The sequence below is a fragment of the Micromonospora aridisoli genome (genome assembly GCF_056150025.1).
This window is the reverse complement of sequence record NZ_JAXCFK010000017.1, coordinates 73,256-83,457: the sequence shown is the minus strand read 5'-3', so window position 1 is coordinate 83,457 and position 10,202 is coordinate 73,256. Positions and strand designations below refer to the sequence as shown.

Annotated in this window: 9 protein-coding genes and 3 pseudogenes; 7 read left to right on the top strand and 5 right to left on the bottom strand. The window is 65.8% G+C overall.

The window, feature by feature from the left end; all coding sequences use genetic code 11:
- Both SM447_RS27010 and SM447_RS27005 read left to right on the top strand, forming a co-directional pair.
- A pseudogene (locus tag SM447_RS27010) lies at positions 1 to 498 on the top strand (hypothetical protein); the annotation flags it as partial.
- A gap of 373 nt (positions 499 to 871) precedes the next feature.
- On the top strand, positions 872 to 1,231 hold the full coding sequence (locus SM447_RS27005; protein WP_474575691.1) for a hypothetical protein: 360 nt from the start codon (positions 872 to 874) through the stop codon (positions 1,229 to 1,231).
- A gap of 348 nt (positions 1,232 to 1,579) precedes the next feature.
- On the opposite strand, the gene SM447_RS27000 is transcribed toward SM447_RS27005, so the two are convergent.
- Together SM447_RS27000 and SM447_RS26995 are read right to left on the bottom strand one after the other, a co-directional pair.
- Positions 1,580 to 2,203: a DUF1963 domain-containing protein gene (locus SM447_RS27000; RefSeq protein ID WP_474575690.1), complete on the bottom strand. Its 624-nt coding sequence runs from the start codon at positions 2,201 to 2,203 to the stop codon at positions 1,580 to 1,582.
- A gap of 165 nt (positions 2,204 to 2,368) precedes the next feature.
- A pseudogene (locus tag SM447_RS26995) lies at positions 2,369 to 2,692 on the bottom strand (DUF6228 family protein); the annotation flags it as partial.
- A 275-nt stretch (positions 2,693 to 2,967) separates the two neighbouring features.
- Here SM447_RS26995 and SM447_RS26990 point away from each other — a divergent pair.
- The 3 genes from SM447_RS26990 (at position 2,968) to SM447_RS26980 (ending at position 5,339) form a co-directional block, all read left to right on the top strand.
- Positions 2,968 to 3,456 carry a YfbM family protein gene (locus SM447_RS26990; RefSeq protein ID WP_474575689.1) on the top strand — a complete coding sequence of 163 codons (489 nt, stop codon included), beginning with the start codon at positions 2,968 to 2,970 and terminating at the stop codon, positions 3,454 to 3,456.
- A gap of 207 nt (positions 3,457 to 3,663) precedes the next feature.
- Entirely contained in the window at positions 3,664 to 3,981 is a 318-nt protein-coding gene (locus SM447_RS26985) for an SMI1/KNR4 family protein (protein ID WP_474575688.1), read from the top strand.
- Positions 3,982 to 4,643: 662 nt separating this feature from the next.
- A complete protein-coding gene (locus SM447_RS26980; RefSeq protein WP_474575687.1) occupies positions 4,644 to 5,339 on the top strand; it encodes a hypothetical protein in 696 nt (231 codons plus the stop codon).
- Between the two features lie 642 nt (positions 5,340 to 5,981).
- Here SM447_RS26980 and SM447_RS26975 read toward each other — a convergent pair.
- The gene (locus SM447_RS26975) at positions 5,982 to 6,395 is read right to left on the bottom strand and encodes a VOC family protein (protein WP_474575686.1); all 414 of its coding nucleotides are present in this window, start codon (positions 6,393 to 6,395) and stop codon (positions 5,982 to 5,984) included.
- Positions 6,396 to 6,733: 338 nt separating this feature from the next.
- Here SM447_RS26975 and SM447_RS26970 point away from each other — a divergent pair, with 338 nt between their 5' ends.
- The gene (locus tag SM447_RS26970; protein WP_474575685.1) at positions 6,734 to 7,333 is read left to right on the top strand and encodes a hypothetical protein; all 600 of its coding nucleotides are present in this window, start codon (positions 6,734 to 6,736) and stop codon (positions 7,331 to 7,333) included.
- Between the two features lie 824 nt (positions 7,334 to 8,157).
- Here the strand turns inward: SM447_RS26970 and SM447_RS26965 are convergent.
- Positions 8,158 to 8,561 (bottom strand): annotated as a pseudogene (locus SM447_RS26965) (conjugal transfer protein TraC); the annotation flags it as partial.
- Positions 8,562 to 8,686: 125 nt separating this feature from the next.
- Between SM447_RS26965 and SM447_RS26960 the strand changes: the two are divergent.
- On the top strand, positions 8,687 to 9,121 hold the full coding sequence (locus SM447_RS26960) for a hypothetical protein (protein ID WP_474575684.1): 435 nt from the start codon (positions 8,687 to 8,689) through the stop codon (positions 9,119 to 9,121).
- Between the two features lie 51 nt (positions 9,122 to 9,172).
- Here the strand turns inward: SM447_RS26960 and SM447_RS26955 are convergent, their stop codons facing one another.
- Positions 9,173 to 10,150, bottom strand: a complete 978-nt coding sequence (locus SM447_RS26955) for a helix-turn-helix domain-containing protein (RefSeq protein ID WP_474575683.1) — start codon at positions 10,148 to 10,150, stop codon at positions 9,173 to 9,175.
- Between the last annotated feature and the right edge of the window lie 52 nt (positions 10,151 to 10,202).

Genomic DNA, 10,202 nt, shown 5'->3' with positions numbered 1-10,202 from the left:
GCGGAGGTGGGGCGGCGGGTCGAAGCGCTGGAAGCCAGCCAGGAAGCCGTCGACCTTTACCGGGAGTTGGCCGCCGCCAACCGCGACGCCTACCTGCCCGACCTCGCCATGTCGGTGAACAATAATGCGGCGACGTTGGCGGAGGTGGGGCGGCGGGTCGAAGCGCTGGAAGCCAGCCAGGAAGCCGTCGACCTGCGCCGGGAGTTGGCCGCCGCCAACCGCGACGCCTACCTGCCCGACCTCGCCACGTCCCTGTGGAACGTGGGATATGTAGCGAGCATCCTCGGAGAGACTTCGGACCAGATTCTGGATGCAGTTGCGGAAGGCTTGCAGTACTTCGAGGAGCTCGCAGCCGCCGAGCCGCAGGCGTTCACCGCGCGCCGCGACGCGGCAGCTTCCACCTTGACCGACCTACAAAACAGCGCCACAAGCCAGCACCTCAACCCGACAACACCCAAATCACCCCACACCGACGAGGTAGCCCCCGACACCGCTTGACTGGAGACCCACAGCTGGTCCTCTCCCACAAGCCGTCGGCCCAAGATCAAGGGCACGGACATGCCCGCAGACGACGCGAGGGTCGGGGCCAATCGCCGCTCGGTAACCACCAGCGCCGACTACGTTCAGTAACCGGGAGCAGCGATAATCAGCCCCTGATGGGCCAGTTATGGCCGCCCTGATGGTGCCCGTCTCGTCCGTCATACCCGAAACGTTAGCCTTGGCCGACCCGCCCTATCCGCACATGCCGGCTTGAGGGCATGTGGGGCGAGTGCTGGAATTGGCGCTGGTGGCGGCTATACGGAGGGCGTGGCGACGACCTCGTCGGGGCGCCTATTTGACTGGTGATCCCTGATTGAGGAGTTCTCGGTAAATGGACAACTCGTCGTATCGCGACAAAGTTGCCGTGTTCAGGAGGCGTAAGTCATACCGCTTGCTGGTGATTTCGTGGCGCGTGGCATTTCTGGCCGCAGGTGGGGGCGCGGCGGTTACAATCCTGCGCGAGAATAACTTGATCGGCCATTCGGTGCTAATTGCTTTTGTGGTGCCGATCATAGTGGTTTTCTGCGTCTCGTTCATCGTGGCAATCGCCGCAGGGGCGATTGATTCCGCCCACTCCTCGATCAACCCTCTGGGAAGAGGGTTGATTCAGCGTCAGCTTCGATTTAGCCGCATGTTTCTCTCGGATTTGTTTGCCCTTTCGTGGAGGTGGTCCAGAAATTCTGATGACTGACATGGGCTTATTTTGTCGGTCAGCAGCGCCGCTGCCATGAACGGCTTCGTCTCCTACAGGCACGATGGCCCTCCGGTCTGACAGATCGTGCGCAACGATCACTGACGACTGGTGTCGCGACTGGGAAAGCTACCCGGGTTGCAGCCCGATGATGGCTCCATCAGTCACACCCTGCATCCGTCTATGCCGCGCGGATAGTGACTACGACGACGCAGCGCCCGCAGCTATCCGGATCTGGCCGAGCGAGCACGCCACCTTCGGTCTGTCAATCACGATGCGTAGCGAGCGCGAGTTGCTGCCGTCGCATGGTTCGGTCTCGCCGCTGGCTTCTTGCTGGTCTGGGCAGCGTCACCGCTGCCACAGAAAAGCGGCATTGCCGCAGGACGCGCAACGAAATCCGTAGCCACAGCCACCGCCGCCGAAGTTCGCCGAGGTCCTGTGGTCGTGGCCCTCCTCCAGTTGCACGACGAACGACATCGGTTCGTCGCAGACGCTACATGCGGGCGTTTCGTCGTTCTGTAGCCAGGCAGGCTGGCCGCCGACCTGACCGAGCACCTCCAGCACCGACCGGCTGGTCTCCTGAGCCCAACGCTCACGGGCTTTCAGATAGTCGTCGGCGTAGACCTGCACGAAGTCGACCGCTGAAGTCTCGTCCAGCAGCGTGATGCCGTCATCGGGTACCGCGACAGTCTCGGTGGAGTCAGATCCGAATACGAACGCCCGGTTGCCGCCTGCGGTGGCGTCCCATTCGTCACAGAGGCCCGGATCGTTTTGACACATGAAGATGGACAACAGGCCAGCGCCCTCGGGTTCGACGTCAGCAAGGCGTATCTGAGCCAGGAACTGCATCGCCCCTTCGCCCTCGTGACACCGGGGCCACTTAAATCCCGGCGGTGTCAGCGGAACTCCGCCCGTGCGGGTACTTCGGGCATTTGGGACCGCAATGCCGGCGTAGGTCATGAGCGTCACCACTCGAGCAGGGTACGCGGCATCCCAGAACGAGCGATCAGAACAGCCGCGCGGTCCGTTGGGCCGACTAGCGAGGCTCAGTGATTCGCCCTGACGGCGTCTCAGCGAGACCACGTGCCCTGATCTGCCACCGATCGTGCACAGGCGTGCAGATCTGGGCAGGTCCGTCTACCCGACGAAGACCTCGATTTCTTGGGCAAGCCCCCTCATGTCCTCACCGGCGTCAAGGTTGACGCTGACGGCAGCCTCCCACGCCGCCTCGTCGTATGCGCTTGAGCCACGGATCACGAATCGAAGTGTGACGTGTCCGCGTCCGTCGTGCCGTGCATGGATGCTTGCATCATGTTCGAGTGACTCCCACGACCGTTCACCATCCCAGCCGGCATACGACTCGGCCAGCATTTTGGCCCAGGACGCGAGTCCGTCACCGCCGATCGTGCGCACTCCGGTGGCGGCGTTCAACCCGAGATCCTGCAACTCGACTCTGAAGTCAAGGAACTCGTCCGCGAAGGGTCGCTGGGGGCAAGCAGACGGACACGGCCCTGTCCGCCCTCGGCCACGATCTCGATGCCATCGTCGACTGCTCTATACACGGACGTAAGATGCCATCCCCCTGCCTTGGACCGCGACGGGGATTGACGTTCACCCGGCAACTCTGGTGGCGCACTGTCATGCCGCAACCGGCGCGCCGCCCTTGCTGCTCCTTCGTGCCGTGGTTCGAGCTGAACCTCCGCAACCACTGGTGAAGATCAGCATAGGATCTCTGCGTGCTGGGAGTGCACTTCGCGATCAGGCCGGAGCAGGAGCGGTCTCTGCTCGCGGCCGGCGATGACGGCGACAGCGACGCGGTGGACGAACTCATCGAGGAGATCGAGAAGTCGTGGGCCGAGGACGGCCTGAAGGCCGACACCGACAAAGCGTGGGACGCGATCCACCGGTGCCTGACCGACGGCACCCTCGAACCCGACGGTGGCGAGTATCCGTTCAGCCATGCGGTGCTCGGCGGGCGCCGGCTGCACGACGAGTACGTCGTGGTCTACCTCACCGTGGACGAGACCCGGGACGTGGCCGCCGCTCTGCGGTCTGTCGACCGATGCCAGCTGCGCCAGCGGTTCAACGCAATCGACGACCCCGACTATCGCGGCGCCCTCGATGACGCCGACTTCGACTACACCTGGGACAACTTCGTTGAGATTCGGGCGTTCTACCAGCGGGCTGCAGCCGCGGGGCGTGCCGTGGTCTTCACCGCCACCTGAACTGGGCACTGATCTACCGCCAAGGCGGGCGCTGAGGAGAACGACCCCCTTGAGGGAGTTTTCCGTAGCTGGTCGACGGGAGAGCCGACTCTCAACGACCGGTCGTGACGATGGCGGTGAGCAACAGCAGGACGCCGATCGTGATCTGTGCGAACAAGGCACCGAAGAAGAGCTTTGGGTGGTTGACGGACAGGCGAAGTGCTCGGCATGGTCCCGGCAGCGTTCTGCCTGCTCGTAGCCGGCGCTTGGCCCACAGCCGCAGGACGACGTTTCCGAGGGCGAACGTCAGGCGAGCACGGCTTCGCGCTCATCGAGGGACGCACCGCCACCGCCGCCGAGGTTGCCGACTTGGAGAAGCAGCTCGGCGTGACGTTGCCGGAGAAGTACAAGGCCTTCATGATGAGCTACGGCGGTGGCATGGTCGGCTGCCTCGAACTGTTCCCGATCGTCAGCGCCGACTCCGGCGACGACGACGTCACGTCGGTCAACGACCGAGAGTCCCTGACCGGACATTCATCGCGATAGCGGCGGTGGGCACCGGCGATCACTGGGGGTTCCCGGTCGATGATGGTCACTGCCGCGAGGAAGTCTGGTTCCACTTCCACGATGGCGGCGACCCGGAGCTTGAGGCGGCCGACGTCCTGGAATTCGTCGCGCGCCGTGGACTCAGGATGTAGCGGCCAGACCATCCGCTTCTGCCGCGGACCGCGCGCCGCGCAGCGTCACGATCGCTTGAGTCAGGTTCCGTCCGGTCGCGCCGGTGACAGGGCGAAGGGATCGCCGACTGCGCTACGGATTGGCGGTCTGGCGGATGAACGACAAGACCCTCGGCAGGACGTAATAGAACTAGCCGCCACCCCATGAGTCCACGAGGCCACCGGCTCGTTCCATCGCATCCCAAAATGGCTCAGTCGAGCGGATGATGTCCTCCGCGGTAGCCGGATCGATGTCGATGGCAGCGCAGACAGCCATCGTCAGCTCCGTGCGAGATTCGGCGGGCATGTCCTGCAATGGATCATGAGGCATCCGCAGAAGCTACCTCAGGCGACGTCCACGCTCATGCCGCCGACCGAGCACTATCCAGCGTGACGAGGATCGTGGATGCCCCGCCTCCGATCTGATGACAGTGCCGAGGTCAAGGCGGTTGCGCCGAGCCCGGCCAGGAGGTGCCTGCGTAACATCGCGCCATGTCATATGACCTTGCCGTTTGGGAGGGTGATCGGCCGGCGAATGACTTCGCTGCTGCCGCAGAGTTCGAGCGCCTGTACGACCGCTACGTCGGGTCGGATGCTCCTGTGGCGCCTACGGCGCGTGTGACCTCGTATGTGCGGGCGTTGCTGGCCCGATACCCCGACATCGGCACCGATGCCGGCGAGGACAGCCCGTGGTCCACCGGACCGCTGATGAGCGAGGCGGGGGGACCACTGGTGTACTTCCCAATGGTGTGGAGCCGCTGCGAAGAGGTGTCGGAATGGGCCGCTCGACTGGCCGAAGAGCACGGGCTGAACTGCTACGACCCGCAGTGGAACCAGCTTCGCACGCCGTTTCGAGAGTCCTGGCGCTTCGAGTTGACCTCTGCGCGGGGACGTCCGTCCCGTGACCCGGATGCCGACATGGTGCGCAAAGTCCTCATGCACCTGTCCACGGACAACTACTACGCGGTGCTCACTCGGGCCGACGACTGGTATGTCCAGGCCGGTTACGGTCAACAGGCCGGTACGCGACCTGGGTGGTACGCGCTCGAACGGCGAGATGGCACGCCTGATCAGCACTTCCGGGCAGAGCTGCCGGACGTCGAGGAAGTCATTCGAGCATTCGTCGGCTTCCTGCAAGACGATCCCGCCGTCGCGGTGCGATTCCCGTGGCGTCCGCACGTCGTCTGAGTAGGGGCCCGGGGGCCGACCCTGCACGGTTGCGTGTGGACCTCGCGCAACAGTTCAGGCGAGTGCACGGATTTGCCGCTTCCGGTGGGCTGGCGTTCATCACTGCCCGATCAAACTCGTTGCGCGCGCCGCGGTGTCGGCCTTCCTGGCCGCTACCGTGGCCGGACTCGCGTACACACCGAGTCCGACCCTGCGCTGGTGCGCCGACCACGACCTGGACCCGCTGGCCGCGGTGCGGGTGGACATCAAGCGGCGATCGTCACCGCAAACGGCGGCAGGCTGGATGTTGCCTCGGCTCCCAGGCAGGGCACCACCGTCCGGATGACCTTCCCCGGCAACAGCTTTCCCTGACCGGCCAGACCGGTCCCGGCCGCCCGCCAGTTCCTGGTGATCGCGGTCAAAGCACAGCCCGTGCCCAGTGCTGCCGCAGACGAGCGTGACCTCAGCATCTGCGTGGGCACGCCGAGCCGCACGCGTTGAAACAGAGCGCCCAGCTTCGAGCGCCGGGATGGGCCGGGCTGCGAAGCGACGGCGTGGCCGGTGAGGTGCGCCTCATGGCAATTCCATAATCGACATTAGGGGCCGAACGATCGATCTTGACTACCTACGCCTGAAACCGTCCCAGTGTAAGAAGGTGAGAACCTAGCCCGCCGCGGCCTCGGTGCGGGCGTTGAAGACCAGCTCCCAGACGTGCCCGTCGGGGTCGCTGAAGTAGCCCATGTACGAGCCGTCGTGATCCTCGGCCGGCCCCGGGATCGAACCCCCGGCTGCCCCGGCACGCTTCAGGATGTCGTCCACCTCCTCCTTGCTGCCGATCGCGCAGGAGAAGACGCAGGCTCCCGGCACGGCGGCGCCGACCGGCGGGACACCGGCGCGGTCGGTGTACTTCGCGTACTCGGACCGCTCGATCAGAAACAGCGACAGGTTCGGCAGCTCGAACGCGATCATCTTGTCGTCGATCTCGGGGTTGGTCAGTTGCAGACCCTCGCGGTAGAAGCGTAGCGACCTCTCGACGTCCGCGACGGGCAACGAAACGATCACGGTCATAGGTCTCATCCGGACCAGCCTAGCGCGCTATCCAGGAACGTTCGTCGGATTGAAGTGGATCAGGTGGGAACTATCTGGACATGCCGCCGATCGTGCGTCACGTTCAGTCAGGGCGTGGCGGCGCTCGACGCGCGGTCCTGCCGATGACAGGGCGAGCCCAGCATGCACGGGCATCTACGGCCCGACCGTGCGTTGCGTCGTGTCGGGGCCCACCCTTCGGTGTATCGGTCCTTCCGCCCGCCTTGGCTCGCTCCCCGCCCGTCTGCCGAACCCGAGGATGCTCAGGCACCCGAGTCTGCGGGTGTAGATCGGTGATGGCTGCAGATCGCGTTCTCTAGGCTGATGCCATGCCGGCGGAGCACGAGGTTATTGACCTGGGTGACCACGATCACCGATCGGTGCCGTCGGGCAGTTCCGCTCCTGACCGCGTTACGGCCAGACGGAAGGTGAACGTGCGGCTCGTCGCTGCCTTTGTGGTCGGCGTGGCGCTTGGCGGTGTTGCGGTCGGCGAGCTGCGGGATGCGCGGGAAGAACGGGAGCAAAGTACGTCGATCTCCCTCGTGGCCTTCGTCGCATCCGGCGGCAGCGGGGGCGGGGGCAGCGGGGGCGTTTATCAGATGGCAGGACAACTGGCGGTGATCAATGCTGGGCCGACGCCGGTCACTGCCAGTGCGGCGACCGGTCAGCTGCCGGGTATCCGGGTCCGAGGTACCGGACAGTCCCGGCTGCTGCGTCCCGGCGGCACCGGCTGGATCGACGTCGAGGTCCGCATCGACTGCTCGATCCCGTTCGACAGCGAGCCGTTGCCGATGCGGTTTGCGGTGGAGACTGCTGACGGGAGGGTCAGGGAGGTTAGCTACCCCGTAGCCGTGATCGGCAGCGCCTGGCATCGTGAGGTCGAGCGGCCCTGTGCGCACCTTGCTGACCTGGTGAAGGGTGAAGGCTGAGGGGGCAGCCGCAGACGCACCAGGGGCCTCGGGTCGCCGCCACTTGCGGATTCTGCCCAGAACCGCCTACCGGGACATGCCGTGAGCCGCGCGCTGCGCAGTGTCCGCCGAACCGGCACAGGTGCCGTCCGGACGTGCCGAGTTGCGGATGCTTGGAGGGCCTTCGGCAGGCGAGGCTTAGTACTCCAGCCGCGCCTGATGAAGTTGGAGTCTTCGCTGGTAGTGGGCGGTTCTGGCGCGGTATTGGTGTCGTCGTCGCCATTGTGGCCATCGATGGATGTGGTCGAAGGGTCGGGTGGTGGTGATCAGGTGTGTCAGGAGACGTCGGACCTCGCCGAGGGCGAGAGGGATGAGGCCGTCATCGGGTTCGGTGCCCCCTTTTGGCCTGTGCGGCGGTGACGGCGAGGTAGGCGTGGGCGCACAGAACGAGATCGATTTAACGTCCAGCGCGACCACTCAATCGTCTACCAACGATGCGTCTCCCAGCAGCCGAGACAACGGGAAGGAAATTCTTGACAAGACCTAGAAACGATACATCTATGCCCAAATCGTGCTACGGCAAGGAATTTGATCAAAACTCTGAGCTGTGGCATCTGGCTTCTCGTCTACGGATCAGAAGGTTTAGGGGTTCGAGTCCCTTCGGGCGCGCAAGATCACAAGGGGTCTGAACTGCCGAAACAGCAGTCAGGCCCCTTGCCTGTTGTGTCCCTTGTGGTCGGTTGGTTGCTCGGATGTTGGTCCTGCGACGAGCATCCCTCGTGTCCCGCTCGGTCCGGGGGCGTCCGGCTGGGGGTAACGTGATCGGCCTTCCCTGCAGCCCGGTTTCCGGTGCCGGTCGGGTTGATCCCGTAGAGCACCCCGCCGGTGGGCGGGTCACCGGGCAGCGGTGCCGGCAGGTCGGGGAGGCCAGGGGGAACGCGGCGGTGTCCATGGTGCGGGGCATCCGCAGCCCGTCGCAGGCCAGTGGGAGGGTGGTGGTCCAGCCGGCGAGCTACCGCCAGGTGGCCGGCTGCACCTCCAGCAGGGTGGACGCGGCGGCGGCCTTGACCCGGGCACACGCCTGAACCAGTTCCTCCTCGGTACGGGCGTGCACGGTGACGTACACGCCGACGCGGAACAGCTTCGCCGCACCGCGGGCGAGCCGGTCGGCCAGGTCGGTGGCATCGGCCGCGGCGGCCTCGGTGTAGGGGTCGGCGAGAGCGCCCCGTCCGGCGTCGAGACGCCGCGTCCATCCATTGAAAGGTCAGTACTTGACCGTGCTGTTTGCGCAGCGCAAGCGCACTGGGCTGTTCTTCGTGTGCGAGGTTGAGAGGAGGCCCGCCCCGGCCTTGGCCGCACCCGACCGTCGCGTTGGTGTTGATCCGCCGTCACGGCGCCACCCACCCCAGCGCCGAATTCGCCGACATGCTCAATGCCGTCGGGCTGAGCACCGGCGAGGGGAGGCCGTTCACCGCTGGCGGCGTCGCTCGGGTCCGCGACGCTTACCAGGTTTTCGGGCCGCGCACCGTCGCGGTCCAGGACGGCGAGGTCAGCGTCAAACAGGCCGTCGCGGAACTCAGTTTCCCCGGGAACGCGGTCTACAACTGGCTGCGCCTGGGGCAGGTGCCACGCCCGGCGTGGTCCGAGCGGACGCTGGTGCATCCCCCTGGGCCACCCGGCCACCTGGGAGGTCTACGAGCAGAAGGTCGCTGGCTCGTTCCGCCTCAGGCCGCTGCCGCGCGCAGCGATCCCGGCCTGCCACCGGAAGGGCCGGCGGAATTCCTGCGGAGTGTACGGATTCATGGGTGATGAATTCGAGCCCGCGCGCCGCTCCCAGGGCATCGCGCTCGCGGCCCGCGTCTAGCGGACAGTGGGAGTTGTCCGGTTCGGTCTGCTGGTGCCACGCCGTGTGTGGCTCACGTCTTCGAGGGCTTGGCGTTGCGCCGGGCTGAGGCGGTCCGGTCTGGTGGTGATGGTGTAGGTCTGGGGCTCGATGGTCCGCAAGACGAGCGGATCGGCGATGGTTGGGTGGAGTTGGATCGCCTCCAGAGCGGCGGTGAGGCGGTCCGGGGGCCAGTCGAGCGCGGTGGCCAGTGTGGTGAGGGTGAGGGGTCGATCGGCGTGCACGAGTGCGGCGAGCAGGGTCAGCGCGTCATAGACGACGGGCTCGGCGAGCATGCTGCCGCTCATCTGCTGGCTGAGTCGGGCGAAGAACTGGCCCATCTTGCCCAGTCGAACTCCGGCGGTTGTGTCGGCTCCGAAGATCTCGATGCCCTGCTGCGCGGCTATGGCGATTTCGCCGTGTGCGCTGGTGTCGGACTGCCATGCCCGGAGCCAGACGTCGTCGTCGATGACGTACCGCTCCCGGCGGCCACCGGCGTCCGGTCGGCGCACCACCAGGTCGATGGCTTCCAGGTAACCGATGGATTTGGATACCGACGCCGGACTGACGTGTAACCGGTGCACCAGCTCGGCGGCCGTCAGGCCGTTGGCGTCGGCGGTGAGCAGGCAGACGAACATCCGGGCAGTCATCCGGGGGAGTCCGGTGGCGGCCAACAGGGTTGCGAACTGGTCCACGAAGCTCCGCACCACATCGGCGGCCTGCTCGTCGGTCGTCGCCTCGGACGGTCGGGGCTTGCGCCGGCGGGCACGGTGGCCGGCGGCCTGCTGGGCGCGCTCGGGCAGGTAGGCGCCGGGCGTGCCGTTGCGTGCCACCTCGCGGCTGATCGTGGAGGTCGGCCGGCCGAGCCGGCGGCCGATCTCGGCGTACCCGAGTCCGTCGGCCAGCCACGCCGCGATCCGGCTGCGGTCCTCGTGGGTCAGCCTGGTTCCTGGCATCGGTGCCCCCTCCCTTGCGTTCATTCACAGTACATTGCAACGGCTCGGTTAA

What these genes read in the sequence shown, in the direction of transcription:
- SM447_RS27005 (WP_474575691.1), top strand. Translation starts at nt 872, where the DNA reads ATGGACAACTCGTCGTATCGCGACAAAGTTGCCGTGTTCAGGAGGCGT.
- SM447_RS26985 (WP_474575688.1), top strand. Translation starts at nt 3,664, where the DNA reads ATGGTCCCGGCAGCGTTCTGCCTGCTCGTAGCCGGCGCTTGGCCCACA.
- SM447_RS26980 (WP_474575687.1), top strand. Translation starts at nt 4,644, where the DNA reads ATGTCATATGACCTTGCCGTTTGGGAGGGTGATCGGCCGGCGAATGAC.
- SM447_RS26975 (WP_474575686.1), bottom strand. Translation starts at nt 6,395, where the DNA reads ATGAGACCTATGACCGTGATCGTTTCGTTGCCCGTCGCGGACGTCGAG.
- SM447_RS26970 (WP_474575685.1), top strand. Translation starts at nt 6,734, where the DNA reads ATGCCGGCGGAGCACGAGGTTATTGACCTGGGTGACCACGATCACCGA.
- SM447_RS26955 (WP_474575683.1), bottom strand. Translation starts at nt 10,150, where the DNA reads ATGCCAGGAACCAGGCTGACCCACGAGGACCGCAGCCGGATCGCGGCG.